The sequence below is a fragment of the Streptomyces sp. NPDC050856 genome, assembly GCF_040653855.1.
Lineage (GTDB): Bacteria > Actinomycetota > Actinomycetes > Streptomycetales > Streptomycetaceae > Streptomyces.
Window position 1 is genome coordinate 58,319 of record NZ_JBFAGV010000028.1, and the last position, 25,988, is coordinate 84,306.

The 25,988-nt window shown below is 71.8% G+C and carries 27 protein-coding genes; 17 read left to right on the forward strand and 10 right to left on the reverse strand.

Annotation, left to right across the window (positions count from 1 at the left end; genetic code table 11):
- Nucleotides 1–98 precede the first annotated feature (98 nt).
- Nucleotides 99–374, forward strand: coding sequence for a GlsB/YeaQ/YmgE family stress response membrane protein (locus AB0H53_RS22935; protein ID WP_362116309.1), 276 nt, complete (start codon nucleotides 99–101; stop codon nucleotides 372–374).
- A 91-nt stretch (nucleotides 375–465) separates the two neighbouring features.
- Here the strand turns inward: AB0H53_RS22935 and tyrS are convergent, their stop codons facing one another.
- From tyrS to AB0H53_RS22950, 3 genes are read right to left on the reverse strand one after another with little or no spacing between them, the layout of a single operon-like run.
- On the reverse strand, nucleotides 466–1,734 hold the full coding sequence (gene tyrS / locus AB0H53_RS22940; RefSeq protein WP_362116311.1) for a tyrosine--tRNA ligase: 1,269 nt from the start codon (nucleotides 1,732–1,734) through the stop codon (nucleotides 466–468).
- Nucleotides 1,735–1,793: 59 nt separating this feature from the next.
- The gene (locus AB0H53_RS22945; protein WP_362116314.1) at nucleotides 1,794–3,185 is read right to left on the reverse strand and encodes a metallopeptidase TldD-related protein; all 1,392 of its coding nucleotides are present in this window, start codon (nucleotides 3,183–3,185) and stop codon (nucleotides 1,794–1,796) included.
- Nucleotides 3,182–4,705, reverse strand: a complete 1,524-nt coding sequence (locus tag AB0H53_RS22950; protein ID WP_362116395.1) for a TldD/PmbA family protein — start codon at nucleotides 4,703–4,705, stop codon at nucleotides 3,182–3,184. The genes AB0H53_RS22945 and AB0H53_RS22950 overlap by 4 nt, the downstream gene beginning before the upstream one ends.
- Nucleotides 4,706–4,906: 201 nt before the next feature.
- On the opposite strand from AB0H53_RS22950, the gene fabG reads away from it, so the two are divergent.
- From fabG to AB0H53_RS22965, 3 genes are all read left to right on the forward strand, one after another.
- Nucleotides 4,907–5,623 (forward strand): 3-oxoacyl-[acyl-carrier-protein] reductase, encoded by a 717-nt coding sequence (fabG, locus tag AB0H53_RS22955; protein WP_362116317.1) that lies wholly within the window; start codon nucleotides 4,907–4,909, stop codon nucleotides 5,621–5,623.
- Nucleotides 5,624–5,628: 5 nt separating this feature from the next.
- Nucleotides 5,629–6,396: an enoyl-ACP reductase FabI gene (gene fabI / locus AB0H53_RS22960; RefSeq protein ID WP_362116320.1), complete on the forward strand. Its 768-nt coding sequence runs from the start codon at nucleotides 5,629–5,631 to the stop codon at nucleotides 6,394–6,396.
- Between the two features lie 167 nt (nucleotides 6,397–6,563).
- On the forward strand, nucleotides 6,564–6,977 hold the full coding sequence (locus AB0H53_RS22965; protein ID WP_362116323.1) for a hypothetical protein: 414 nt from the start codon (nucleotides 6,564–6,566) through the stop codon (nucleotides 6,975–6,977).
- Here AB0H53_RS22965 and AB0H53_RS22970 read toward each other — a convergent pair.
- Entirely contained in the window at nucleotides 6,940–7,650 is a 711-nt protein-coding gene (locus AB0H53_RS22970) for a FadR/GntR family transcriptional regulator (protein ID WP_362116326.1), read from the reverse strand. The two genes, AB0H53_RS22965 and AB0H53_RS22970, sit on opposite strands and share 38 nt — an antisense overlap.
- A gap of 68 nt (nucleotides 7,651–7,718) precedes the next feature.
- Here AB0H53_RS22970 and AB0H53_RS22975 point away from each other — a divergent pair, with 68 nt between their 5' ends.
- The 4 genes from AB0H53_RS22975 to AB0H53_RS22990 all read left to right on the forward strand — a co-directional run bounded on the left by AB0H53_RS22975 (nucleotide 7,719) and on the right by AB0H53_RS22990 (nucleotide 10,195).
- On the forward strand, nucleotides 7,719–9,038 hold the full coding sequence (locus tag AB0H53_RS22975) for an MFS transporter (protein ID WP_362116329.1): 1,320 nt from the start codon (nucleotides 7,719–7,721) through the stop codon (nucleotides 9,036–9,038).
- Nucleotides 9,039–9,055: 17 nt separating this feature from the next.
- Nucleotides 9,056–9,175, forward strand: a complete 120-nt coding sequence (locus AB0H53_RS22980; RefSeq protein ID WP_362116332.1) for an SGM_5486 family transporter-associated protein — start codon at nucleotides 9,056–9,058, stop codon at nucleotides 9,173–9,175.
- 251 nt (nucleotides 9,176–9,426) lie between these two features.
- The gene (locus AB0H53_RS22985; protein ID WP_362116335.1) at nucleotides 9,427–9,618 is read left to right on the forward strand and encodes a hypothetical protein; all 192 of its coding nucleotides are present in this window, start codon (nucleotides 9,427–9,429) and stop codon (nucleotides 9,616–9,618) included.
- Between the two features lie 58 nt (nucleotides 9,619–9,676).
- Nucleotides 9,677–10,195: a histidine phosphatase family protein gene (locus tag AB0H53_RS22990; RefSeq protein WP_362116338.1), complete on the forward strand. Its 519-nt coding sequence runs from the start codon at nucleotides 9,677–9,679 to the stop codon at nucleotides 10,193–10,195.
- Between the two features lie 178 nt (nucleotides 10,196–10,373).
- Here AB0H53_RS22990 and serB read toward each other — a convergent pair whose 3' ends face one another.
- Entirely contained in the window at nucleotides 10,374–11,579 is a 1,206-nt protein-coding gene (gene serB, locus AB0H53_RS22995; protein ID WP_362116341.1) for a phosphoserine phosphatase SerB, read from the reverse strand.
- 550 nt (nucleotides 11,580–12,129) lie between these two features.
- On the opposite strand from serB, the gene AB0H53_RS23000 reads away from it, so the two are divergent.
- Nucleotides 12,130–14,802: an FHA domain-containing protein gene (locus AB0H53_RS23000; protein WP_362116344.1), complete on the forward strand. Its 2,673-nt coding sequence runs from the start codon at nucleotides 12,130–12,132 to the stop codon at nucleotides 14,800–14,802.
- Between the two features lie 69 nt (nucleotides 14,803–14,871).
- Here the strand turns inward: AB0H53_RS23000 and AB0H53_RS23005 are convergent, their stop codons facing one another.
- A complete protein-coding gene (locus AB0H53_RS23005) occupies nucleotides 14,872–15,588 on the reverse strand; it encodes a transglycosylase SLT domain-containing protein (protein WP_362116347.1) in 717 nt (238 codons plus the stop codon).
- Nucleotides 15,589–16,153: 565 nt separating this feature from the next.
- Here AB0H53_RS23005 and AB0H53_RS23010 point away from each other — a divergent pair.
- The 3 genes from AB0H53_RS23010 to AB0H53_RS23020 all read left to right on the forward strand — a co-directional run bounded on the left by AB0H53_RS23010 (nucleotide 16,154) and on the right by AB0H53_RS23020 (nucleotide 18,438).
- Nucleotides 16,154–17,302: a GAF domain-containing sensor histidine kinase gene (locus AB0H53_RS23010; RefSeq protein WP_362116350.1), complete on the forward strand. Its 1,149-nt coding sequence runs from the start codon at nucleotides 16,154–16,156 to the stop codon at nucleotides 17,300–17,302.
- Nucleotides 17,295–17,957, forward strand: coding sequence for a response regulator transcription factor (locus tag AB0H53_RS23015; protein WP_362116353.1), 663 nt, complete (start codon nucleotides 17,295–17,297; stop codon nucleotides 17,955–17,957). Before AB0H53_RS23010 ends, AB0H53_RS23015 begins: the two co-directional genes overlap by 8 nt.
- Nucleotides 17,958–18,195: 238 nt before the next feature.
- Nucleotides 18,196–18,438, forward strand: a complete 243-nt coding sequence (locus AB0H53_RS23020; protein ID WP_362116356.1) for a chaplin — start codon at nucleotides 18,196–18,198, stop codon at nucleotides 18,436–18,438.
- A 236-nt stretch (nucleotides 18,439–18,674) separates the two neighbouring features.
- On the opposite strand, the gene AB0H53_RS23025 is transcribed toward AB0H53_RS23020, so the two are convergent.
- Nucleotides 18,675–19,469 (reverse strand): hypothetical protein, encoded by a 795-nt coding sequence (locus AB0H53_RS23025; protein WP_362116359.1) that lies wholly within the window; start codon nucleotides 19,467–19,469, stop codon nucleotides 18,675–18,677.
- A 159-nt stretch (nucleotides 19,470–19,628) separates the two neighbouring features.
- Here AB0H53_RS23025 and AB0H53_RS23030 point away from each other — a divergent pair, with 159 nt between their 5' ends.
- From AB0H53_RS23030 to AB0H53_RS23045, 4 genes are all read left to right on the forward strand, one after another.
- A complete protein-coding gene (locus AB0H53_RS23030; protein ID WP_362116362.1) occupies nucleotides 19,629–20,420 on the forward strand; it encodes an ABC transporter ATP-binding protein in 792 nt (263 codons plus the stop codon).
- Between the two features lie 62 nt (nucleotides 20,421–20,482).
- Nucleotides 20,483–20,911: an NfeD family protein gene (locus AB0H53_RS23035; RefSeq protein WP_362116365.1), complete on the forward strand. Its 429-nt coding sequence runs from the start codon at nucleotides 20,483–20,485 to the stop codon at nucleotides 20,909–20,911.
- A 156-nt stretch (nucleotides 20,912–21,067) separates the two neighbouring features.
- Nucleotides 21,068–22,027 (forward strand): SPFH domain-containing protein, encoded by a 960-nt coding sequence (locus AB0H53_RS23040; protein WP_362116368.1) that lies wholly within the window; start codon nucleotides 21,068–21,070, stop codon nucleotides 22,025–22,027.
- Nucleotides 22,028–22,090: 63 nt separating this feature from the next.
- Nucleotides 22,091–22,858, forward strand: a complete 768-nt coding sequence (locus tag AB0H53_RS23045) for a sulfite exporter TauE/SafE family protein (protein WP_362116371.1) — start codon at nucleotides 22,091–22,093, stop codon at nucleotides 22,856–22,858.
- A gap of 63 nt (nucleotides 22,859–22,921) precedes the next feature.
- Here AB0H53_RS23045 and AB0H53_RS23050 read toward each other — a convergent pair whose 3' ends face one another.
- The 3 genes from AB0H53_RS23050 to AB0H53_RS23060 all read right to left on the reverse strand — a co-directional run bounded on the left by AB0H53_RS23050 (nucleotide 22,922) and on the right by AB0H53_RS23060 (nucleotide 24,972).
- Nucleotides 22,922–23,431 carry an HNH endonuclease gene (locus AB0H53_RS23050; RefSeq protein ID WP_362116374.1) on the reverse strand — a complete coding sequence of 170 codons (510 nt, stop codon included), beginning with the start codon at nucleotides 23,429–23,431 and terminating at the stop codon, nucleotides 22,922–22,924.
- Between the two features lie 165 nt (nucleotides 23,432–23,596).
- Complete coding sequence (locus AB0H53_RS23055) at nucleotides 23,597–24,136, reverse strand: YbhB/YbcL family Raf kinase inhibitor-like protein (protein WP_362116377.1); 540 nt, start codon at nucleotides 24,134–24,136, stop codon at nucleotides 23,597–23,599.
- 53 nt (nucleotides 24,137–24,189) lie between these two features.
- Nucleotides 24,190–24,972 carry a sporulation protein gene (locus AB0H53_RS23060; protein ID WP_362116380.1) on the reverse strand — a complete coding sequence of 261 codons (783 nt, stop codon included), beginning with the start codon at nucleotides 24,970–24,972 and terminating at the stop codon, nucleotides 24,190–24,192.
- Nucleotides 24,973–25,045: 73 nt separating this feature from the next.
- On the opposite strand from AB0H53_RS23060, the gene AB0H53_RS23065 reads away from it, so the two are divergent.
- Nucleotides 25,046–25,687 (forward strand): DNA-3-methyladenine glycosylase, encoded by a 642-nt coding sequence (locus AB0H53_RS23065; RefSeq protein WP_362116383.1) that lies wholly within the window; start codon nucleotides 25,046–25,048, stop codon nucleotides 25,685–25,687.
- The last annotated feature ends 301 nt before the right edge of the window (nucleotides 25,688–25,988 follow it).

Consider the following 25,988-nt stretch of genomic DNA (forward strand, 5'->3'; position numbering starts at 1 on the left):
TACGGCGCCCCGCGCGGCGCCGCCCGACATGCGGTACGGCGCGCGGGGGCCGAAACTGTCGATGACTGCTCACGTCGATCCGTACCGAGGAGGCAGCCATGGGCTGGTTGTGGGCGATTATCGTGGGACTCGTGCTGGGCCTGCTGGCGAAGGCGATCCTGCCGGGCAAACAGCACAGCCCCCTGTGGCTGGCAACCATCTTCGGCATCATCGGCGGCATCGTCGGCAATGCCCTCGCCAGGGCGTTCGGCATCGAGGCCACGCCGGGCATCGACTGGGGCCGGCACGCCCTCCAGGTCGTGGCCGCGGTCGTCCTCGTCGGTCTCGGCGACATGCTCTACATGTCCATGCGGGGCAGGAAACAGCGGGCCTGAGCCCCCGGGCGGGCCGCGGACACGACGGCGGCCCGGGTACGAGGAAGTACCCGGGCCGCCGTCGTGCGCGCGGGGTCCGCGCCGGGCCCGGTCAGCCGGGCACGACCTCGATCGCTCCCAGGTTCCTCTTGCCCCGGCGCAGCACGAGCCACCGTCCGTGCAGCAGCTCCTCGGGCGACGCCACGGCGTCCTCGGCGGTCACCTTGGTGTTGTTCAGGTAGGCGCCGCCCTCCTTCACCGTGCGGCGGCCGGCCGACTTGCTCGGCACCAGCCCGACCTCGGCGAACAGGTCCACCACCGGTCCCAGCTCGGCGACCCGGGCGTGCGGCAGCTCGGAGAGGGCCGCGCTCAGCGTGGCCTCGTCCAGTTCCGCCAGCTCACCCTGACCGAACAGCGCCTTCGACGCGGCGATCACGGCCGCGCACTGGTCGGCGCCGTGCACCAGCGTGGTGAGCTCCTCCGCCAGCGCGCGCTGGGCGGCGCGGGCCTGCGGGCGCTCCTCGGTGAGCCGTTCCAGCTCCTCGATCTCCTCGCGCGACCGGAAGCTGAGGATGCGCGTGTACCGGGTGATGTCCCGGTCGTCCACGTTCAGCCAGAACTGGTAGAACGCGTACGGCGTCGTCATGGCCGGGTCGAGCCAGACCGCGCCGCCCTCGGTCTTGCCGAACTTGGTGCCGTCGGCCTTGGTCATCAGCGGCGTGGCCAGCGCGTGCACGGTGGCCTGCGGCTCCAGGCGGTGGATCAGGTCCAGGCCCGCGGTGAGGTTGCCCCACTGGTCGCTGCCGCCCTGCTGCAGGACGCACCCGTACCGGCGGTACAGCTCCAGGAAGTCCATGCCCTGGAGGAGCTGGTAGCTGAACTCGGTGTAGCTGATCCCCTCCTGCGACTCCAGCCGGCGGGCCACCGAGTCCTTGGTCAGCATCTTGTTGACCCGGAAGTGCTTGCCGATGTCCCGCAGGAACTCGATCGCGGACAGGTTCGCGGTCCAGTCCAGGTTGTTCACCATGACCGCGGCGTTCTCGCCCTCGAAGGACAGGAACGGCTCGATCTGCGCGCGCAGCCGCGCCACCCACTGGGCGACGGTCTCCGGATCGTTCAGCACCCGCTCCGCGGTCGGGCGGGGGTCGCCGATCTGCCCCGTCGCCCCGCCCACCAGCGCCAGCGGCCGGTGCCCGGCCTGCTGGAGCCGGCGGACGGTGAGCACCTGCACGAGGTGCCCGACGTGCAGACTGGGCGCGGTCGGGTCGAAACCGCAATAGAACGTGACGGGACCGTCCGCGAGCGCCTTGCGCAATGCGTCCTCGTCGGTGGACTGGGCGAACAGCCCGCGCCACTTCAGCTCGTCGACGATGTCCGTCACGGTGTCGGGTCTCCTTGAACGGTTGAACGGTGTGGTGCTGCCCCGCCAGTCTATGGGCGTCACACTCCCTGGCTGACCGAACTCATGTGGAAGTCGGGCACCCGCAGCGGCGGCATCGCGGCCCGGGTGAACCAGTCGCCCCACTCGCGCGGCAGCGTCTTCTCGGTGCGGCCGGCCTCGGTCACCCGCGCCAGCAGGTCCACCGGCGACTCGTTGAACCGGAAGTTGTTGACCTCGCCGACGACCTCGCCGTTCTCCACCAGGTAGACGCCGTCCCGGGTCAGCCCGGTCAGCAGCAGCGTCGCCGGGTCCACCTCGCGGATGTACCACAGGCAGGTCAGCAGCAGCCCCCGCCCGGTCGCGGCGACCATGTCCTCCAGCGACTGCTCGCCGCCGCCCTCCAGCACCAGGTTGCCGGCCCCCGGCGCCACCGGCAGCCCGGTCAGCCCCGCGCTGTGCCGGGTGGTGACCAGGTGCTCCAGCCGCCCCTGCCGTACCCACGAGGTCGGGGCAAGCGGCAGCCCGTTGTCGAACACCGACGCGTCGTCGCCCGAGGAGTGCGCGATCACGAAGGGCGCCGACTCCAGACCCGGCTCGTGCGGGTCGCTGCGCAGCGTCAGCGGCAGCGGGCACAGGGTGTCGCCGAGCCGGGTGCCGCCGCCCGGCTTGGAGAAGACGGTACGGCCCTCCGCCGCGTCGCGGGCCGCCGCCGACCAGTACTGGTAGATCAGCAGGTCCGCCACGGCGGTGGGCGGCAGCAGCGTCTCGTACCGCCCGGCGGGCAGCTCGACACGGCGCTCGGCCCAGCCGAGCCGCCGCGCCAGTTCCCCATCCAGCGCCGCCGGGTCCACGTCCTTGAAGTCCCGCGTCGAGCGGCCCGCCCACGCCGAACGGGACCGGTCCGGCGACTTGGCGTTGAGCTCCAGCGTGCCGTTCGGCTGGTCGTGCCGCAGCCGCAACCCGGTCGACGTCCCCAGGTACGTCGAGGTCAGCTCGTGGTTGGCGAAGCCGTACAGCTCCCGGCCGCCGGCCCGGGCCCGTGCGAACGCCTCGCCCAGCGCGGGCGCGAAGTCGGCGAACACCGCCGAGGAGGTCTCGGCGGGCGCGTCGGTGAAGTCCGGCGACGCGGGCACGCCCGCCACGAGTGGCTGGGCGTCCTCGGCCGGCCCGGCGGCCCGCGCGGCGGCCTCGGCCGCCCGCACCAGCGGCTCCAGCTCGTCGGCGGTGACGGCCGACCGGGACACCACGCCCGACGCGGTGCCCTCCGCCCCGTCGACGGTGGCGACGACCGTGAGGGTGCGGCCCCGGGTGACGCCGTTGGTGGTCAGCGCGTTGCCGGCCCAGCGCAGATTGGCGGAGGACTGCTCGTCGGCGATGACCACACAGCCGTCCGCGCGCGACAGCTCCAGGGCGCGCTCGACGATCTCGTACGGCTTGGCTGTGCGGCTCATCGGCCGGCCTCCTGCGTGGTGTTGAGGATGGAGACGCCCCGGAAGAGCGCCGACGGGCAGCCGTGCGAGACCGCCGCGATCTGCCCCGGCTGCGCCTTGCCGCAGTTGAAGGCGCCGCCCAGGACGTACGTCTGGGGGCCGCCGACCTTCTCCATGGAGCCCCAGAAGTCCGTGGTCGTCGCCTGGTAGGCGACGTCGCGCAGCTGCCCGGCCAGCCGGCCGTTCTCGATCCGGAAGAACCGCTGCCCGGTGAACTGGAAGTTGTACCGCTGCATGTCGATCGACCAGGACCGGTCGCCGACCACGTAGATCCCGCGCTCCACACCGCCGATCAGGTCCTCCGTCGACAGCCCGCCCGGCTCCGGGCGCAGCGACACATTGGCCATCCGCTGCACCGGCACGTGCGACGGCGAGTCCGCGAACGCGCAGCCGTTGGACCGCCCCAGCCCGGTCAGCCGGGCGATCCGCCGGTCCAGCTGGTAGCCGACCAGCGTGCCGTCCCTGACCAGGTCCCACGACTGGGCCTCGACGCCCTCGTCGTCGTACCCGATCGTGGCCAGTCCGTGCTCGGCCGTCCGGTCGCCGGTCACGTTCATGACCGGTGAGCCGTACCGCAGCTCACCCAGCCGGTCGAAGGTCGCGAACGACGTCCCGGCGTACGCCGCCTCGTAGCCCAGCGCCCGGTCGAGCTCGGTGGCGTGGCCGATCGACTCGTGGATGGTCAGCCACAGATTGGAGGGGTCGACCACCAGGTCGTACGTCCCCGGCTCGACGCCGGGCGCCCGCATCTTCTCGGCCAGCAGCCCCGGCATCCGTTCCAGCTCGTCGTCCCAGTCCCAGCCGGCGCCGGTCAGGTACTCCCAGCCGCGCCCCACCGGCGGCGCCAGGGTGCGCATCGAGTCGAACTCGCCGGTCGTCGGGTCCACCGCGACCGCCGTGAGCTGCGGATGGAGCCGCACCCGCTGCTGGGTGGTGACCGTCCCGGCGGTGTCCGCGTAGAACTTGTTCTCGTGGACGGTCAGCAGAGAGGCGTCCACGTGCGCCACGCCCTGCGCGCGCAGCAGCCGGGCGCTCCACTCCGCCAGGAGCCCGCTCTTGTCGGCGTCGGGCACCGAGAAGGGGTCGATCCGGTACGAGGAGACCCAGGTGCGGTCCGCGTGCACCGGCTCGTCGGCCAGCTCGACCCGCTCCCGGGAGCCCGCCGCGGCGATCACCTGGGCCGACAGCTTGGCCATGGCCACGGCCTGCGAGGCGACCTTCGCGGCGGCGTCCATGGTCAGGTCCACCCCGGAGGCGAATCCCCAGGCCCCGCCGTGCACCACCCGCACCGCGTACCCCAGGTCGGTGGTGTCCGACGACCCGGCGGGCCTGGCGTCCCGCAACCGCCACGAGGCGCTGCGCACCCGCTCGAAGCGGAAGTCGGCGTGCTCGGCGCCGAGCGCCCGCGCCCGGGCGAGCGCGGCGTCGGCGAGGGCCCGCAGCGGCAGGGCCGTGAAGGAGTCGTCGATGGTGTGGGGCACGGCGGTAGGTGGCACGGATTCTCCTGTCGTCACAAGACCGGTCGCCCCCGATCATGTCGCGCCGGGGGCGGAATGCCCAGGGTCTTTCTGTAGGGACCCGACAGCGACACCTGCACGCCACTGTCAGGGCCCGATTCCCCGTACGAGGGGTCGGACCGATAGGTTTTCGGCGTACCACACCGCAAGGGAAAGGGTGATCCGTTGAGCCGCTCGGTTCTTGTCACCGGAGGAAACCGGGGCATCGGCCTCGCCATCGCCCGCGCTTTCGCCGACGCCGGCGACAAGGTCGCGATCACATACCGCTCCGGTGAGCCGGACGAGCTCGCCGAGGAAGGCTTCCTCGCCGTCAGGTGCGACATCACCGACGCCGAGCAGGTGGAGCAGGCCTACAAGGAGATCGAGGAGAAGCACGGCCCGGTCGAGGTGCTGGTGGCCAACGCCGGCGTCACCAAGGACCAGCTGCTGATGCGGATGTCCGAGGAGGACTTCACGTCCGTACTCGACACCAACCTCACCGGCACCTTCCGGGTGGTCAAGCGCGCCAACCGCGGAATGCTGCGCGCCAAGCGGGGCCGCGTCGTCCTCATCTCCTCGGTGGTCGGGCTGCTGGGCTCGGCGGGCCAGGCGAACTACGCCGCCTCCAAGGCGGGTCTGGTCGGTTTCGCCCGCTCGCTCGCCCGGGAGCTCGGCTCGCGCAACATCACGTTCAATGTCGTCGCGCCCGGTTTTGTCGACACCGACATGACCAAGGTGCTGACCGAGGAGCAGCGCGCGGGCATTGTCGCCCAGGTGCCGCTCGGCCGCTACGCGCAGCCCGAGGAGATCGCCGCCACGGTCCGCTTCCTCGCCTCCGACGACGCCTCGTACATCACTGGAGCCGTCATCCCGGTTGACGGCGGATTGGGCATGGGTCACTGATTCACATGAGCGGAATTCTCGAGGGCAAGCGGGTCCTGATCACCGGAGTGCTGATGGAGTCCTCCATCGCGTTCCACACCGCGAAGGTGGCTCAGGAGCAGGGCGCGGAGGTCATCCTGACCGCCTTCCCGCGGCCCACCCTCACCGAGCGCATCGCCAGGAAGCTCCCCAAGCCCGCCAAGGTCATCGAGCTCGACGTCACCAACGACGAGCACCTGAACCGCCTCGCCGACGTGGTCGGTGAGGAGCTCGGCGGCCTGGACGGCGTCGTCCACTCGATCGGCTTCGCCCCGCAGGACGCGCTCGGCGGCAACTTCCTCAACACGCCGTTCGAGTCGGTCGCGACCGCGATGCACGTCTCGGCGTTCTCGCTGAAGTCGCTGACCATGGCCTGCCTGCCGCTGATGCAGAACGGCGGCTCCGTCGTCGGCCTCACCTTCGACGCGCAGTACGCCTGGCCGCAGTACGACTGGATGGGCCCGGCCAAGGCCGCGCTGGAGGCCACCAGCCGGTACCTGGCCCGGGACCTGGGCGAGCAGAACATCCGCTGCAACCTGATCTCGGCCGGCCCGATCGGTTCGATGGCCGCCAAGTCCATCCCTGGCTTCTCGGAGCTGGCCGACGTGTGGAACCACCGCTCCCCGCTGGAGTGGGACATGGCCGACCCCGAGCCGGCCGGCCGCGGTGTGGTGGCCCTCCTGTCGGACTTCTTCCCCAAGACCACGGGCGAGATCGTCCACGTCGACGGCGGCGTGCACATGATGGGCGCCTAGCTCGTCCGCGCCCCGTGCGCGACCGGCCGCGCTGCCGTCCAGGTGACAGCGGCGCGGCCGCGTCGTTCCCCCGGGTGATCCGGCTCCCGAGTCGAAGAGTCCGCCGGACCACGGCACACTGGGTCGCAACGGACCTCGTGTCCGCTGATCGGGGAGGAGGTGTGACCGTGCGTCCCGAGCGTCCGAAGCACCACCCGAAGCACCTCGCGCGGCGCCGTCCGCAGCGCCGCTCCCGGCGCGGCCGGGCCGCGGCCGGGCTGGCCGCCTCGGTCCTCCTGGCGGGGACCACCCTGGCCGGCCCGGGCGGTCCCGCCCACGCCGCCGAGCGGGACCGCTACACCGCCTCCTGCCGCACGTCGGTCGAGGGCTCCCGGGTCACCGCGTACTGCCACAACCCCTACCCCCGCACGGACCGCGTCCAGCTGCACGTCGAGTGCGACCGCTGGTGGGACGTCGACTCCGACAGCGCGCCCGTGGACGTCCGCCCCACCGCCTACGCCGAGCTCACGCAGCGGTGCTGGAAAGAGGTGCGCACCGCCTGGGTCAGTCACCTGCCGGTGTCCGAGCCGGTGACTGGCTGACCGCCGTCCGGCGCAGGCAGACGAACGGGTAGCCGGCGGCCTCCGAGGCCGCCGCGTCGGCGTCGCCCGCACGGATCGCCGCCACCAGCCGGGCGTGGTCCATGTGGTTCTCCGGCCGCAGCTCCTCGCCCACGTCCTCGCGCAGCCAGTCGCGCAGCAGATGACCGAGGTCGGCGTAGACCTCGGTCATCACCTCGTTGTGCGAGGCGGCGACCACGGCCAGGTGGAAGGTGGCGTCGGCTGCCACGAACCGCTCCGCGTCGCCGGCCTCCCACGCCTCCTCACGCCGCGCCAGCAGCGCCTCCAACTGCCTCAGGTCGCGCTCCGTGCGGCGTTCGGCGGCCAGCCGGGCGGCGGACGACTCCAGGGTCGAGCGCAGTTCGGCGATGTGCCGGGGATCGGCACCGGCGAACCGCCGGTGCATCACCCCCGCCAGCTCACTGGTCGCCACCACGTAGGTGCCCGAGCCCTGCCGGATGTCCAGCAGGCCGTTGTGGGCCAGCGCCCGTACCGCCTCGCGGACCGTGTTGCGGGCCACTCCCAGCTGTTCGACCAGCTCCGGCTCGGTGGGGATGCGGGAACCGACCGGCCACTCGCCCGAGGTGATCTGGTTCCGCAGTTCCGCGATCACCTGGTCGGAGAGCCCGGACCGGCGGGGAGAGCTGAGCGCCATGGTGGCTCCTTGTCCTGAAGTCGTCCGGGATTGGACAATCAATCATCCCATGATTCTATGATGGGCCCATGTCCGAGGAGCCGCAGCCGCACCACCAGACGCAGACGCAGACGCCCGCGCCGGCCAGGAGTCCCGTGCCCGACCCGGCCGCGCCCCTCGCCGGGACCGTGCCGCGGCGGGGACGGAACGCGGTGCCGGCCTGGCTCGCGCCCGTCCTGACCGCCGGGCTCGTCCTCGCCGCGCTCAACCTGCGGCCCGCCATCACCAGCCTCGGCGCCCTCCTCGAAGAGGTACGGGTCGGGCTGCACATGAGCGGCAGCGTGGCCGGTCTGCTCACCTCCGTACCCCCGCTGTGCTTCGCCGTCTTCGGTGTCACCGCGCCCCGGCTGGCCCGCCGCTTCGGCCCCGGCGCCGTCGTCTGCGCCGGCATGGTCGCCATCACCGCCGGTCTCGTCCTCCGCCCGTTCGCGGACGGCACCGCCGCCTTCCTCGCGGCCAGCGCGCTCGCCCTGATGGGCATCGCCGTCAGCAACGTGCTCATGCCGGTGATCGTCAAGCGGTACTTCCCCGACCGGGTCGGCTCGATGACCGGCCTCTACTCGATGGCCCTGGCCCTCGGCACCTCCCTCGCCGCCGCCGCGACGGTCCCCGTGACCGAGGCCCTGGGCGGCAGCTGGCGCACCGGGCTGGGCGTGTGGGCGGTCCTGGCCGCCCTCGCGGTCCTGCCGTGGCTGGCCCTGGTACGGGACCGCGCCACCGACACCGCGTCCGGGGTCGGGCGGGGCGGTGGCGAGCGGCAGGCGTCCGCGCCGCGTATCGTCCGCAGCCGGACCGCCTGGGCCCTGGGCTGCTTCTTCGGCCTCCAGGCCACCGGCGCGTACATCACCATGGGCTGGATGCCGCAGATCTTCCGTGACGCCGGGGTCTCGGCCGGCACCGCCGGGGTGCTGCTCGCCGTCACCATGGTGATGGGCGTGCCGCTGGCGTTCGTCATCCCCCGGCTGGCGGCCCGGATGCGCAACCAGGGCCCGATCGCCGTCGTCCTGGCCGCGTGCGGCCTGAGCGGGTACGCCGGGCTGTACTTCGCCCCGGCGGGCGGGGCCTGGGCCTGGGCCCTGCTGCTGGGCATCTCCAACTGCGCCTTCCCGCTGGCACTCACCATGATCGGCATGCGCTCACGGACCGGCGCGGGGGTGGTGCGCCTCTCCGCCTTCGCCCAGAGCGTCGGCTACCTCATCTCCATCCCGGGGCCGCTGCTCGTGGGTGTCCTGTACCAGCACAGCGGCGGCTGGGGCACTCCGCTCGCCCTGATGGCGGGCCTGATGGTGCCGCAGATGATCGTCGGTGTCGTCGCCGGACGGGACCGGACGATCGAGGACGAACTGTGAGGTGCGAGACTGGTTCCATGCAGCCTGTGCTCGACCCGAATCCCCCGAACGGTCAGAAGAAGCTCCTCATCGTGCTCGGCGCGATGCTGGCGATCGGCGTGGTCATCGGGATCATCGCCTCGATCGCCTCCCCGTGAGCCCCGGCCCCCCGGCTCCGCGCGCCCGGTGGCCGTATGAACCCCCTGCGCCTCATGAGCCCGCCGCCCCCGTGGGCTCCCCGGCTCCCTGAGACCGGCGGGCTGGGCGCACGGCCGTCCCCTAGGGGACCGGGGTCAGGGGCAAGTGGGTGGCTCACCGGATGGGCCCGGCGGCCGGGAATCCGTAGCGTCGGGGCCACCAGGGACCGCCGTGCCGCGGTCCGGCCCGTCCCCGAGCCACGGAGGCAGCCATGCCGGCCCGTACCCCCGTCCGCACCCGTGCCGCTGAGGTACGGCTGCCGTGGTGGGCCCTCGCCCTCCCGGCGCTGGCCTTCGCCGCCCTCCTGGTGCTGATCACCGGGGGCGCCGAGGCCCACGCGGCGGGCGGGGACCCGGCGGTCGGCCGGATCCTCGAACAGATCCACCGGACGCTCTCCCCGTAGCGGGCCGCCTGGCCAACACCCCGCGCCTGGCTGGCCGTTTCGTGCGAAGCTGGGGACCATGAGCGTCGATACACCCCGCAAGATCGTGCTACTCCGGCATGCGAAAGCCGACTGGCCGCAGGTGTCCGACCATGAGCGGCCGCTCGCCGACCGGGGCCGCAAGGACGCCCCCGTGGCCGGCCGGCGCCTCGCCGAGACCGGCATCGCCTTCGACCTGGCCCTGTGCTCGACCGCCACCAGGACCCGTGAGACGTGGAAGCTGGCGGTGCAGGAGCTGCCGCAGCGGCCCAGGACCCAGTACGAGGAGCGGCTCTACGAGGCCTCGCTCGGCGACCTGATCGCGCTGCTCAACGAAACGTCCGACGAGGTCGGCAACCTCCTCGTCATCGGCCACAACCCCGGCATGCACGCCCTGGCCGACGCCCTGGCGGGCCAGGCCGAGGGGGACACCCTGGCCCGGATGAGCCGGGGCGGCTTCCCGACGGCCGCCTTCGCCGTCATCGGCTTCAACGGCTCCTGGAAGTCGCTGGAGCACGGCGTCGGCAAGCTCCTCGGCTACTGGGCGCCGCACGACTAGTCCGACAGTCCGGGGGTGCCGGCCCAGGCCCCCGCGTACGTCACGAGGCCCGGACACCGACCGCGACCGGTCGGCCGTCCGGGCCTCGTGACGTAAGGGACTCACGGGACTCGCCGGGGATTCACGGGACGGGCAGGGGACTCACGGGACTCGTACGGGATTTGGGGACTCTCAGGACTCAGACCAGGACGCAGTCGGCCGCCTCGACCTCTTCGCGGGTGATGCCCAGCAGATAGAGGACCGTGTCCAGGAACGGGACGTTGACGGCCGCGTCGGCCGCCTCGCGCACCACCGGCTTGGCGTTGAACGCCACCCCGAGCCCGGCGGCGTTGAGCATGTCCAGGTCGTTGGCGCCGTCGCCGATCGCGACGGTCTGCGCGAGCGGGACGCCCGCCTCGGTCGCGAACCGGCGCAGCAGCCGCGCCTTGCCGGCCCGGTCGACGATCTCGCCGGTCACCCGCCCGGTCAGCTTGCCGTCGACGATCTCCAGCGTGTTGGCGGAGGCGAAGTCCAGCCCGAGCCGCACCTTGAGGTCGTCGGTGACCTGGGTGAAGCCGCCCGAGACGACACCTACCTGGTAGCCGAGCCGCTTGAGGGTGCGGATGAGCGTACGGGCTCCCGGCGTCAGCCGGACCTCCGCGCGTACCTTCTCCACCACCGAGGCGTCCAGCCCGGCGAGCAGCGCCACCCGCGCGTGCAGCGACTGCTCGAAGTCCAGCTCTCCGCGCATGGCGGCGGCCGTGACCTCCGCGACCTTGTCCTCGCAGCCCGCGTGCGCCGCGAAGAGCTCGATCACCTCGTCCTGGATGAGGGTGGAGTCGACGTCCATCACGATCAGCCGCTGCGCCCGGCGGTGCAGTCCCGCCGACACCACGGCCACGTCCACCCCGATCTCGGCGGCCTCGGTGGCGAGTGCGGTGCGCAGGGCGGACGTCTCCGTACCGGAGACGGCGAACTCGACCGCCGTCACCGGGTACTTCGCCAGCCGGAAGACCCGGTCGATGTTCCCGCCGGTCGCGGTGATCGTCGCCGCTATGGCCGCCGTGGACTCGGCGGTCAGCGGATGCCCCAGGACCGTGACGTGCGAGCGGCCGACCCCGCGCGGCCGGTTGTCTCCGGTGCCGGAGATGATCTCGGCCTGGAGCTTCAGCGAATCGGCCCAGCCGTGCACGGTGGCCCGCAGCTCGCCCTCGGTGCCGGCCGACGGTTCGGTGACGAGCGCGCACAGCACGATACGGCCGCGGGTGACGACCTGCTCGATGTCGACCACGTCGACGGCGTAGGCGGCCAGGGTGTCGAAGAGCCCGGCGGTGATCCCGGGCCGGTCCTTCCCGAAGATCTTGACGAGAAGGGTGGGAACCTCAGAGGTCTGCGATGCGCTCATGGTTCCTCCACCGTATCCGCCCCCGGGTCGGGGGGCTTCCCCGTCCCGCGTTACGGACACAGCGGCCCGCAGCGGCACCGCGCCGTCACATACGGTGACACCGGCTCGCCGTACGGTGGCCACCGGCCCCGCCGTGCGGGGCGCGCCGGCCTCCCCGGTGTCCCGGTGCGACGGCTCCGGCGCGTCCGGGTGCGTCAACCTCCCGCCGTCCCACAGGGCTTGCCCCCGGGGGGCCGCGCCCGGCGCCGGGGCGGGGACCACACCACCCCGCGGATGTCGTCGCTCACCATCACAAGGCACCCCGCTTCCCACCTGCTTGCCCCGTTGACCACACTTCTGCGGGCGTCCGCCAGTCATTGCCGTTCTCCGCAATGATTCCTCCCGGACGAACTGGTGGCCCCGGACGCTCCTCCCGTCGCGGCCGGTGCGCGCTCCGCACGCTGCCCGACTTTCGGATACCGGACCGGGCCTGAAATAGTGCCCCCGATGTTCACCATCCCCAGACTCCCCGCGACGGGGGGCACCCGGGGGACGACTAGTGGGGCATGGAGTGCCGGAACTCGTACTGGAATTGAACGGAAGGACCTGGACGCTCGATCCGTCCAGGTCGTACACCCTCGGTCGCGATCCGCAGGGTGACCTGGTCATCGACGATGCCAGGGTCTCGTGGCGGCATGCCACGATCAGCTGGGGGGGCCGTGGTTGGGTCATTGAGGACCACGGCTCGACCAACGGCACCTATGTCCAGGGCCAGCGGATCCATCGGATGGACATAGGCGCCGGGTCCGCCGTGCACCTCGGCAACGCCACCGACGGTCCGCGGCTGAATCTCACCGGTCAGGCGGCGACCGGGGCGGCCGGTGGGGGCGGCCACAGCGCGCGGTCCACCCCGGCCCAGTACGTCCAGCCGCCGCAGCAGGCTCAGCAGCCGCCCCAGCAGGCCTGGCAGCAGCAGTCCCCCGCGCCGCAGCACGCCCAGCCGCCCCAGCAGGGCTGGCCGCAGCAGGCTCAGCAGCCACACCAGCAGCAGCCACACCAGCAGGCCCATCCACCTCAGTCGGTGCCGCAGCAGGCCCCGCCTCAGCAGGCCTACCAGCCCCAGCCCCAGCAACACCGGCCGCAGGTGCCGCACCAGCAGCCGGGCGGCCCCGCCGGGCAGTACGCGCAGCAGGTTCCGGGCCACGGCGGTGCCGCGGGGGCTCCGCCGGTGCACGGCGACCGCAGCCCCACCACCTTCCACCAGCTGTCCCTCGGCCGCGTCATGCGCATCGGTCGTGCGCTCGAGAACGAGCTGGTCGTCTCCGACCTCCAGGTCTCGCGCCACCACGCCGAGTTCACCGCGCATCCGGACGGCCGCTTCGAGCTCCGCGACCTGGGCTCCCACAACGGCACGTACGTCAACGGCCAGCCGATCCCCAAGTCCGGCACCGCTCTCATCGGCCCCAGCGACATCGTCGGCGTCGGTCACTCGGCCTTCCGGCTCGTCGGGGACCGCCTCGAGGAGTTCGTCGACACCGGTGAGATCTCCTTCTCCGCCCGCCACCTCACCGTCACGGTGGACGGCGGCAAGCAGATCCTGAAGGACGTCTCCTTCGGCGTGCCGGAGAAGTCCCTGGTCGCGGTGATCGGCCCGTCGGGTTCCGGCAAGTCCACCCTGCTCAAGGCGCTCACCGGCTACCGCCCCGCCAACCAGGGCGATGTCCTCTACGACAACCGGAACCTGTACAAGCAGTTCGCCGAGCTCCGGCAGCGCATCGGTCTGGTCCCGCAGGACGACATCCTGCACAAGGAGCTGACCGTCCGTACCGCGCTCAGGTACGCCGCCAAGCTCCGCTTCCCGGCCGACACCACCGCGCAGGAGCGCGAGGCCCGGATCGACGAGGTGCTGCGCGAGCTCAAGCTCGACATCCACAAGACCAAGAAGATCACCGCTCTCTCCGGCGGCCAGCGCAAGCGGGTGTCCGTGGCCCTGGAGCTGCTGACCAAGCCCTCGCTGATCTTCCTGGACGAGCCGACCTCCGGTCTCGACCCGGGCATGGACCGCGACGTCATGCAGCTGCTGCGCGGCTTGGCGGACGACGGCCGGACGGTCCTCGTCGTCACCCACTCCGTGGCCGAGCTGGCGCTCTGCGACAAGCTGCTCGTCATGGCCCCGGGCGGCTCGGTGGCCTACTTCGGCCCGCCCGAGGAGGCGCTCAACTTCTTCGGCTACGACACCTGGGCCGATGTCTTCTCCGCCTTCGAGAACTACCGCGACTACGACTGGGCGGGCCGCTGGAAGGGCTCGCAGCACTACCAGATGTACGCCGCCGACCTCGACGCCGTCGCCCCGGCCGCCGTTCAGATGCCGCCGGCCCAGGCCATGCGCCCGCCCAAGCCGCAGGGCTGGGGCGCGCAGCTGTGGACCCTGATTCGCCGCTATGTGTCGGTGATCGCCTCCGACAAGGGCTTCATGGCCCTGATGGTGCTGCTGCCGGCCGTTCTGGGCACCGTCAGCACCCTGATCAGCTCCGACTACGGCTTCCGGCCGAGCCCGCGCGGCCCCAACGGCAGCGCGGCGACCATCCTGCTGATCCTGGCGGTCGGCGCCTGTTTCGCGGGCGCGGCCAACTCCGTACGAGAGCTGATCAAGGAACGGGTCATCTACGAACGGGAACGTGCCACCGGCCTGTCACGTTCGGCGTATCTGATGTCCAAGGTGATCGTCCTGGGAATGATCACCGTGATCCAGGGCGCCATCATCGGCGGCATCGGTTTCGGCTTCCGGGACGTCCCCGACGAGGGCCTGCTCTTCGGCTCCTCCGCGGTACGGCTGGAACTGACCCTGCCCATCATGGCCCTCGGCTTCACCGCCATGATGTTCGGCCTGATCATCTCCTCGCTGGTGAAGACCGCCGAGAAGACCATGCCGCTGCTGGTGATGTTCGCGATCATCCAGGTCGTCTTCACCGGGTGCCTGTTCACCCTGCACGGCCAGGTGGGCGTCAACGAGTTCTCGTACCTGATGCCGTCGCGCTGGGCCGTGGCCGCCGCGGGCGCGAGCGTCCAGCTCAACGTCCTGTTCCCCAACCAGGACGACCCGACCGACACCGACCCGCTGTGGGACCACGAGCTGGGCACCTGGATGCTCGACATGGGCGCGCTGCTCGCCCTGGGCGCCGTCTGCGGTGTCGTCGTGGCGCGGCTGCTGCGACGCCACGAGCCGGAGGTCATGCGCAAGTAGCCGGACGCGCTCCGACGCCGAAGGGCGGCACCCCGTGCGGGGTGCCGCCCTTCGGCATGGGGGCGCCGGTCAGTAGGCGCTGTTCACGTTGTCGATCGAGCCGTACCGGTCGGCCGCGTAGTTGGCGGCGGCGACGATGTTGGCGACCGGGTCGTACTGGCTGTGCTTGGTGCCCGGGACGTGGTACGCGTCGAACGTCGGCTTGATGACCTGCAGCAGGCCGATGGACGGAACGCCGTTGATGGCGTTGATGTCCCAGTTGTTGATGGCGTTCGGGTTGCCGCTGGACTCGCGCATGATGTTCTTGTGCAGGCCGTGGTAGCTGCCCGGGATGTCGTGCTTCTTCATGATGTCCAGCGACTGGCGGATCCAGCCGTCGAGGTTGTTCGCGTAGACCGGCTTGCGGGCGGCGGCGCGGCTGGCGGCGGCCCTCTCGGCGGCGCGCTTCTTGGCGGCGGCCTCGGCCTTGGCCTTCGCGGCGGCGGCGGCCTTGGCCTTGGCGGCGGCGGCGGCCTTGGCCTTGGCGGCGGCGGCGGCCTTCGCCTTCAGCTCGATGGCCGAGCCCTGCTCGGTCAGGTGCAGGTGCAGCGCGCCGTTCTGCTTGGCGCTGTTCCACGCCACGGGAGCGGCGGCGGTGATCGCCTGCGGCTCCGTCTCGGCCGAGGCGTCGTTGCCCGGAACGACAGAGAACGCGAGGGCGGCGGCGCCCAGGGAGGCGATACCGGCGATCGAGAGCTTGCGGTTCTTCTGGAAACGGCTGAAGCCGGGGGTGCGGAACGCGGACATGCAGTCGTACCTCTTCGAATAGCGGGACGTCGCGAGGCCAGGGCGGCGCTTCGCCTGCTCGGCGGGCGACGGCTGCAATTCTTAGCGGCCGCAAAATGCTGTGGCAAAGGTGTGACGTACGATGCCGGGTAGTGGATCACGAGGCTGCGGCGAGCGCCCGAAAGCACCCCCGCCGCCCGCTCAGCCCGCTCTCATCCGACCCTTATCCGTCCACTAGGTGGCTTCGTACGTGACCTGCGTCCTATGCGCGGGCTCACATCGGCCACCCGGCGAACTCACGACGAGTTGCGCCAGCAATGCGCTTAGTGAGCGAGTGGTCAGGACGTCCTGCGAGCCCGTCCGGGCGACCTCCGAACCCGCCGGGACGTACGGCGGCGTGCCCGCCGGACGGTGCCGGGGGCGGGCCGCGCGGGCCGCCCGCCCCACCCGCTGCCCCGGCCTCGACGGCCGGCCCGCCCGGCACCCATGACCCCGGCGGGGGAGCGCGGCCTAGGCCCTGCGACCCACACCCCGGCCCGCCCCCGGGCGGATACGGACCGTGACCCCCCGCCGGTAACGTGAACGCATGACCGATCGAACGCCGGGCTCCGGCCTCGCCGCCGTGAGCAGCGCCCTCCTGGCGATGAGCCGGCACCTGGAGGTGCGTGACGTCCTGAAGACGATCGTCGCCTCCGCCCGTGAACTGCTCGACGCCGAGTACGCCGCGCTGGGCGTGCCCGACGACCACGGCGGCTTCGCCCAGTTCGTGGTCGACGGCGTCAGCGACGCCCAGTGGAAGGCCATCGGCCCGCTGCCGCGCCAGCACGGCATCCTCGCGGCGATGCTGCACGGGGCCAGGGCCGAGCGCCTCCCGGACGTCCGCGAGGACCCCCGCTTCGAGGGCTGGCCCGACGCCCACCCCGACATGGCGGACTTCCTGGGCCTGCCCATCCGGGACGGCGACGAGACGATCGGCGCGCTGTTCCTCGCCAACAAGACCGGCCCCGGGCCCGAGGGCGGACCGGGCTTCACCGAGGAGGACGAGGAACTGCTGGGCATCCTCGCCCAGCACGCCGCCATCGCGCTGACCAACGCCCGGCTGTACGAGCGCAGCCGGGAGCTCACCATCGCCGAGGAGCGCTCCCGGCTGGCCCACGAGCTGCACGACGCCGTCAGCCAGAAGCTGTTCTCCCTGCGGCTCACCGCCCAGGCGGCGGCCGCCCTGGTCGACCGGGATCCGGCCCGCGCCAAGGGCGAGCTCCAGCAGGTCGCCGCGCTCGCCGCCGAGGCCGCCGACGAGCTGCGCGCCGCCGTCGTCGAGCTGCGCCCGGCCGCCCTGGACGAGGACGGCCTGGTCAACACCCTGCGTACGCACATCCAGGTCCTGGACCGGGCGCACACCGCCCGCGTCACCTTCGACAGCTGCGGCGTCCGCGCCCTGCCCGCCGCGCAGGAGGAGGCCATGCTCCGCGTCGCCCAGGAGGCCCTGCACAACGCCCTGCGCCACTCCGGAGCCGACCTGGTGGCGGTCTCGCTGGTACGGCGGGGCCAGGGCGCGCTGCTCAGCGTCACCGACAACGGCAAGGGCTTCCAGCCCCGCTCGGTGCGCCGCGCGGGTCGTCACCTCGGTCTGGTCTCCATGCGCGACCGGGCCGGCGGTGTCGGCGGCAGGCTCACCGTGCACTCGGCGCCCGGGAAGGGCACCACGATCGAGATGGAGGTTCCCGGTGGCTGAGGCCGTGCCCGATCAGAAGACCAGGATCCGCGTCCTGCTGGTCGACGACCACCAGGTGGTCCGCCGGGGACTGCGCACCTTCCTGGAGGTCCAGGACGACATAGAGGTCGTGGGCGAGGCCGGTGACGGCGCCGACGGCGTGGCCCGCGCCGAGGAGCTGCGCCCCGATGTCGTCCTGATGGACGTGAAGATGCCCGGCGTGGACGGGATCGAGGCCCTGCGCAAGCTCCGGGAACTCGGCAACCCGGCCAAGGTGCTGATCGTCACCAGCTTCACCGAACAGCGCACGGTGGTACCCGCCCTCAGGGCGGGCGCCTCGGGGTACGTGTACAAGGACGTCGACCCGGACGCCCTGGCCGGCGCCATCCGATCCGTGCACGCCGGGCACGTCCTGCTCCAGCCGGAGGTGGCGGGGGCGCTGCTCAGCCAGGACGACGCCAACGGCGGCACGGGCCGGGGCGGCGGTCTCACCGAGCGCGAACGCGAGGTGCTGGGCCTGATCGCGGACGGCCGGTCGAACCGGGAGATCGCCCGCGCGCTGGTCCTCTCCGAGAAGACCGTGAAGACGCACGTCTCCAACATCCTGATGAAGCTGGACCTGGCCGACCGCACCCAGGCGGCGCTGTGGGCCGTGCGCCACGGCCTGGCGGGCTGAGCCGGGGCCGTCCGGTCCGGGGCCGGTCCGGTCCGGGTCCGTCCGGTCCGGGTCCGTCCGGTCCGGTCCGGGCCCGTCCGGTCCGGTCGGGTCCGGTCGGGCCGGGATGATTCCCCTTCGGTCCGAGATTCATACCGTCGGGTGTATGTCACCCACACGGCGCAACCGGATCGTCCGGGGGCCGTTCTCCACGGCGTGCTGCGGTGATCGCCGCAGCGATGGCTAGGAGGATCCCGAAGTGAACAAGCTCAAGAAGGCCGCCGCCGTCACCATCGCCGCCGGCGGCATGGTCGTCGCCGCCGCCGGTGCCGCGTCCGCCGGCGGCGCCCAGGCGGCGGGCGCCGCCGCCAACTCGCCGGGTGTCGTCTCCGGCAACCTGATCGAGGTCCCGGTCCACGTCCCGGTGAACGTCTCCGGCAACAGCGTCAACGTCATCGGTGTGCTGAACCCGGCCTTCGGCAACGGGGCCGTCAACGCCTGACACCCGGCCGGCCCGCCCCTCGCCCGGCCACGGCCACCGCGAGGGGCCGGGCCGCCCCCGGTCCACCGCGTGCCCCGGGCACCCGCACCACGCCCCGCCGCCCGGCACCCGCCGCACACCTGGCCGCCGGGGGCGCGGGAGCGCGGCGGTCACCGGCCCCGCGACCGCGCCACCGCGAACGTCACCGCCCCGCCCCGCGACCGCGCCACCGCGACCGGGAGCGTCACCCCCGCCGCTCACCAGGTCCCGCGCTCCCGCTCCCGCTCCTCCACGTACGCGTTGAACGCGGCCACCTGCGCCCGCCGCGCCACCCGCTCCACCGGGCGCAGCGCCTCCGTGCGCGCCGCGATCTCCGACGCGCTCACCGCCCCGCCGTGCCCGTTGCCGTACGCCATCGAGATCAGCAGGCCGACCCGCTGGGCCAGCTCCAGCACCCGTACCGCCCGGGGCGGGTACCCGGGCGCCAGCACCTCGCGCCCCGCCTCCGCCCTGGCCCGGTACGCGTCCAGCGCCGCCTCGGCCACCGGCCCGGACGCCGCGACGTCCAGCCGTGTCAGTACCACCGTCGCCTCCCGCAGCGCGTCCGCCAGCTCCCGCTCCGCCTCGCCCAGCGACGGCACGTCCGCCGGCGGTGCCTCCCGTACCGGCAGGCACTGCCAGAGGACCTCCACGTGTGTGTCCCCGGCCGGCCCCACCTCGTACCGCTCCGGTACGAGCCCGTACCCCGCCCCGTACCCGACGACCGCCTCCCGCGCGTCCAGCGCCCGCGCGTTGAACTCCGGCGGCCCGCTCAGACCCAGCGGGTGCCCCGGAGCCGGCAGTGCCACCCGCCAGCCGGTCACCCCCAGCGACCGCAGCCGCCCCAGCGCCAGCGTCAGGCCCACCGGCCCCGCCTCGCCCGGCAGCCCCTCCACCCGGTGCACCGCGTCGTCCCCGACGATCGCGAGCACGGCCTCATCCGGCGACACCAACCCGGCCAGCAGGGCGTTCCCCCATGCGGCCAGCCGTCCTGAACGTGGTTCCGAAAGCATGCCCCCACCCTAGGTACTGAGCGCGCTTCTCCCCGCCTCCGGCCCGGAACCGGCCCTAGAGGCCGCCTCGTCCCACCGGTGGCGTAGGTTTTCCCTGGGAGCTTCGCCCACAGGCGCAAGCGACGACGAGACTCGACCGCAAGGGGAGACACAACGCTCATGAGCGATGTACTGGAGCTGGTGGACGTATCCGTGGTCCGCGACGGACGCGCTCTGGTGGACGACGTCTCCTGGTCGGTCAAGGAGGGCGAGCGCTGGGTCATCCTCGGACCCAACGGCGCGGGCAAGACCACCCTCCTCAACGTCGCGTCCAGCTACCTCTTCCCCAGCACCGGCACCGCCCGCGTCCTCGGAGACCAGCTCGGCCGGGTCGACGTCTTCGACCTGCGCCCCCGCATCGGCATGGCCGGCATCGCCATGGCCGAGAAGCTGCCCAAGCGCCAGACCGTCCTGCAGACCGTGCTCACCGCCGCGTACGGCATGACCGCCACCTGGCACGAGAACTACGACAGCGTCGACGAGGACCGCGCCCGCGCCTTCCTCGACCGCCTCGGTATGACCGAGTACCTCGACCGCAACTTCGGGACCCTCTCCGAGGGAGAGCGCAAGCGCACCCTCATCGCCCGCGCGATGATGACCGACCCCGAGCTGCTGCTGCTCGACGAGCCGGCCGCCGGCCTGGACCTCGGCGGCCGTGAGGACCTGGTCCGCCGCCTCGGCCGCCTCGCCCGCGACCCGCTCGCGCCGTCCATGATCATGGTCACGCACCACGTCGAGGAGATCCCGCCGGGCTTCACCCACGTCCTGATGATCCGTCAGGGCAAGGTGCTCGCCGCCGGCCCGATGGAGATGGAACTGACCTCCCGGAACCTCTCCCGCTGCTTCGGCCTGCCGCTCGTCGTCGAGCACGCCGGGGACCGCTACACCGCCCAGGGCCTGCCCCTCACCTGACGTTCCCGGCCCGCCCCATCGCGCCCTGTCCCGAAAGGGATCCCCGGTCCTACCATGACCATGTGGACATCGACGCATGGGTGTGGTGGCTGATCGGCGCGGTGGGGCTCGGCATCCCGCTCGTACTCACCGCGATGCCGGAATTCGGGATGCTGTCCGCCGGAGCGGTCGCCGGAGCCGTCGCGGCCGGCCTGGGCTTCGGCGTGGTGACCCAGGTGGTGGTCTTCGCGGCCGTCTCCGTCGCCCTGATCGCGGTGGTACGCCCCATCGCGGCCCGTCACCGCGACGCGAGGCCCCAACACGCCACCAACATCGACGCGTTGAAGGGCCGTCGGGCCGTCGTGCTGGAACGCGTGGACGGCGCCGGTGGCCGGATCAAGCTGGCCGGCGAGGTCTGGTCCGCCCGGACCTTCGACGCCGACCAGGTCTTCGAACCGGGTCAGCAGGTCGACGTGGTGGAAATCGACGGGGCCACCGCCGTCGTCATGTGAGGTGACGAACCGTCAGGCACCGGCCGGCCGCCCGGAGGCACCCGCCTCCAACGACGCAAGCCGGTCAACTCCCGCCGAACGGCGCGCGCGACGGCCCGCCGTCTGCGAAACTCGATCATCAGAATCGTCCGGCAGTGAAGGGCACGGGGAAACACGATGCCATCAGTCATTATCGTCCTGGTCATCCTGGTGGTGCTCGTCTTCATCGCCCTGATCAAGACGATCCAGGTCATCCCGCAGGCCAGCGCCGCCATCGTCGAACGCTTCGGCCGCTACACCCGCACCCTCAACGCGGGCCTGAACATCGTCGTCCCGTTCATCGACTCCATCCGCAACCGGATCGACCTCCGTGAACAGGTCGTGCCCTTCCCGCCCCAGCCGGTGATCACCCAGGACAACCTGGTCGTCAACATCGACACCGTCATCTACTACCAGGTGACCGACGCCCGCGCCGCGACCTACGAGGTCGCCAGCTACATCCAGGCGATCGAGCAGCTCACCGTGACCACGCTGCGCAACATCATCGGCGGCATGGACCTGGAGCGGACCCTCACCTCCCGCGAGGAGATCAACGCCGCCCTGCGCGGAGTCCTCGACGAGGCCACCGGCAAGTGGGGCATCCGCGTCAACCGCGTCGAGCTGAAGGCGATCGAGCCGCCGACCTCCATCCAGGACTCGATGGAGAAGCAGATGCGCGCCGACCGGGACAAGCGCGCCGCCATCCTCACCGCCGAGGGCATCCGCCAGTCGCAGATCCTGACCGCCGAGGGCGAGAAGCAGTCCGCCATCCTCCGCGCCGAGGGCGAGGCCAAGGCCGCCGCCCTGCGCGCCGAGGGCGAGGCCCAGGCCGTGCGTACGGTCTTCGAGGCCATCCACGCCGGCGACCCGGACCAGAAGCTCCTGTCGTACCAGTACCTCCAGATGCTCCCGAAGATCGCCGAGGGCGACGCCAACAAGCTCTGGATCGTGCCCAGCGAGATCGGCGACGCCCTCAAGGGGCTCTCCGGAGCCTTCGGCAACCTCGGCGGCGGCGCCCCCGGATTCAACACCGGAGGCACCGGCCCCGCCCCCGTCACCACCAAGGACAGGCGCCGCGAGGAGCCCCCGGTCGACTGACCCGCCCACCCCTTCGTGCATGATCGGTCCCACAAGCACCGGTCCCGTGACGGAGGGCACAGCGTGACGATCTGGGAGATGCTCGCCGTCCTCGCCGCGGGCGTCGGCGCCGGCACCATCAACACCATCGTGGGATCGGGAACGCTGATCACGTTCCCGGTCCTGCTGGCCACCGGCCTGCCACCGGTCACCGCCACCGTCTCCAACGCCCTGGGCCTGATTCCCGGTTCCATCAGCGGCGCCATCGGCTACCGCGCCGAACTCACCGGCCAGCGCCGCCGCGTGCTGCGCCTGAGCGCCGCCGCCGCCATCGGCGGACTCTCCGGCGCCATACTGCTGCTGCTCCTGCCCGCCACCGCCTTCGAGACGATCGTCCCGGTCCTGGTGGGACTCGCCCTGGTCCTGGTCGTCCTGCAGCCGCGCATCTCCAGGGCCGTCCAGCGCCGCCGGGACCGCGAAGGAACCCCCGGCAAGCCCGACGGTGGCCCGCTCCTCTTCGCCGGCCTGCTCCTCGCCAGCGTCTACGGCGGCTACTTCACCGCCGCCCAGGGGATCATCTACCTCTCCCTCATGGGCATGCTGCTCCAGGACACCCTGCAACGCCTCAACGCGGTCAAGAACATCCTCGCGGCCGTCGTCAACAGCATCGCCGCGCTGTTCTTCCTCTTCGTGGCGCACTTCGACTGGACCGCGGTCCTGCTCATCGCGGTCGGCTCCGCCATCGGCGGCCAGCTCGGCGCCCGGGTCGGCCGCCGCCTGCCGCCAACCGCCCTGCGCGTCCTGATCGTGGCCGTCGGCACGGTCGCCATCGTCCAGCTCCTGCTGCGCTGACACACCGGAGCCGCCGCGGCCCCCGGGGGGACGGGCACGCCGCGGCCGAGCCCGCGACCGGGGTCACGCGGCGGCCGACTGCGCCAGCCACTCCGGCAGGTCCGAGCGCTCACCGGCCCGCATCGCCAGCAGCATCGCGTCCGCCGGAGTAGGCACGAACGGCTGGTGCAGCAGCGGCATCCCCGCCTGCTCCGGCGTACGGTCCGCCTTGCGGTGGTTGTCCTCGGCGCAGGACGCCACCGTGTTGAGCCAGCTGTCCGCACCACCCCGCGACCGCGGCACCACATGGTCCACCGTCGTCGCGCGTCTCCCGCAGTACGCGCACCGGTGCTGGTCCCGCACCAGCACCCCGCGTCTCGACCACGGTGCCTGTCTTCGGAACGGCACCCTCACGTACCGGCAGAGCCTGATCACCCGCGGCACCGGGAGATCCACCGCGGCCGCCCGCACCCGCAGTGCCGGATGAGCCTGCTCGACCACGGCCTTGTCCTGAAGCACCAGCACCACCGCACGGTTGAGAGAGACCGTCGACAGCGGCTCGAAGCTCGCGTTCAGTACCAGCGTGTCCCGCACTGTGCCCACCTCCCGTGTGCCGGCCCGGCCCGGTCGGCGGGCCTCGGCCTGGATCAACTCTGGCCGGGCAGGCCGGGTCGGACAACGCAATATCGCAGCGTTCAACGAAAGATGCCCGCCTCTGATCTCTCCAAGACCAGAAGCGGGCAAACAAGAAACGAACGCTCAGCTCTCCTCAGGAACCGCGTACTCACCGATCAACTGGGCTCGCGCCAGCGTGTGGAACCGCAGGTTGAACCCGACCGCCGCCGGTGAGGCATCCGAGTCCGGACCGAGCTTCTCGCTGTCCACCGCGTACACGGTGAACACGTACCGGTGCGCGGGATCCCCGGGCGGCGGCGCGGCACCGCCGAAGTCCTTCGTCCCGTAGTCGTTGCGGGCGTGCGCCGCTCCCTCCGGCAGCCCCTCGAACTTCCCGCCGCCCGCGCCCGCCGGCAACTCCGTGACCGACGCCGGAATGTCGAACAGCACCCAGTGCCAGAACCCGCTGCCGGTCGGCGCGTCCGGGTCGAAGCACGTCACGGCGAAGCTCTTCGTCTCCGCCGGGAATCCCTCCCAGCGCAGGTGCGGCGAGGTGTTCCCCTCCGCGTGGACCTGGGCGTCCGCCAGCACGGCACCCGGGGCGATGTCGTCGCTCACCACGGTGAACGACGGCACCGGCGGGTGGAAGTCGTGAGGGAGCGGCGCCCTCTTCCCCTCGGCCACGTCTGTACCTCCGATTCGCCTGTTCTCGGCTGTCCTGTACCCCCGGCCCGAGCCTAGAGCCAGTTCCGCCGGCCGCCGACGTCGGCCAGCCACTGGTTGAGGTACGCCACCCAGTCGGTGCCCTGGAAGTCGTTCAGCCCCACCTGGAAGGCCCGGTAGGAGTCACTGCCCTCACTGAACAGGCCGGGCTTCTTGTCCATCTCCAGGACGACGTCCATCTCACGCCCGTCGGCGATGAACGTCAGCTCCACCTGGTTCAGCCCCCGGTACTGCTGCGGCGGCAGGAACTCGATCTCCTGGTAGAACGGCAGCCGCTGCCGCGTCCCGCGAATGTGCCCGCGCTCCATGTCCGCGCTCTTGAAGCGGAAACCGAGCTGGACGAACGCGTCCAGGATGGCCTGCTGGGCGGGGAGCGGGTGCACGTTGATGGCGTCCAGGTCGCTGGAGTCCACGGCCCGGGCGATCTCCAGCTCCGTCGAGACACCGATGTCCATCCCGTGCAGCTGCTGCCCGGCGATGGTGGTGATCGGCGTCTCCCACGGGATGTCCAGCCCGAACGGCACCACGTGCACCGCCCCGGCCTTCACCTCGAAGGCCCCGCCCAGCCGGACCTTGGTGAACTCGATGTCCTGCTTGACCTCGTGGTCACCGCCCTCCACCTCGACCCGGGCCTGGAGACCGACCGAGAGCCCCTCGATCCGCTGGTCCACCGAACCGCCCTGGATCCGCACCTCGCCCTGGACAACGCCACCCGGTACGACGTTCGCCTCGGTGAGCACCGTCTCGACGGAGGCGCCCCCCGCCCCCAGGCTCGCCAGCAGCTTCTTGAACCCCATGTTCACTCCTTCTGGATCTGACCCCTACACACGCGGGACGACCGTAGCCGGTTCCCCAGTACGCTCGTACGACATGATCGAGTGCACCGACCGTACGCCGCTGCCGCGGCACTTCTTCGACCGCCCGGTACTGGAGGTCGCGCCGGACCTCCTGGGCCGCACCCTCGTACGCATCACGGACGACGGCCCGATCGAACTGCGCCTCACCGAGGTGGAGGCGTACGCGGGCGAGGTGGACCCCGGCTCCCACGCCTTCCGCGGCCGTACCGCCCGCAACGCCGTGATGTTCGGCCCGCCCGGTCACGCCTACGTCTACTTCACCTACGGCATGTGGCACTGCCTGAACCTCGTCGTCGGCCCCGAGGGCCGGGCCGGCGGTGTCCTGCTGCGCGCCGGTGAGATCAGGGTCGGCCACGAGCTGGCCCGCAAGCGCCGCACCTCCGCCCGTCACGACCGGGAACTGGCCAAGGGCCCGGCCCGCCTGGCCACCGCCCTGGACGTCGACCGCACCCTGGACGGCACCGACGCCTGCGCCGGCCCCGGGTCCCCGCTCTCCGTCCTGACCGGAAGCCCCGTCGCCGCCGACCGGGTCCGCAGCGGCCCACGCACCGGAGTGGGCGGTGACGGGGCGGTCCACCCCTGGCGCTTCTGGATCGACGGCGACCCCACGGTGAGCCCGTACCGGGCGCACGTGCCGCGCCGGAGGAAGTCCTGAGGGGGGCACTTGACTTGGCAAGGCGAAGCGCCTAGTCTCGACCGAGCCGCAAGGGACCGGGCCTGCCGTACGGGCACCCGGGGGAGCGGCCATCCACCACAACACCGCTCGCTTCCCCAACGGGTACGAGTTCTGGCATGCTCCGGAATTTCTACCGAACGGCTCGATTATGAGCCACCGGGGAAAACAGCTAAAGTAGTGGACACGCCGAAAGGCAAAGGCCCTCCAACGGCCACCGGATACGAAATCCAGACCGGAAACGGAACGGAAAAAGGATCTGGTAGGGTTGGAAACACGAAAT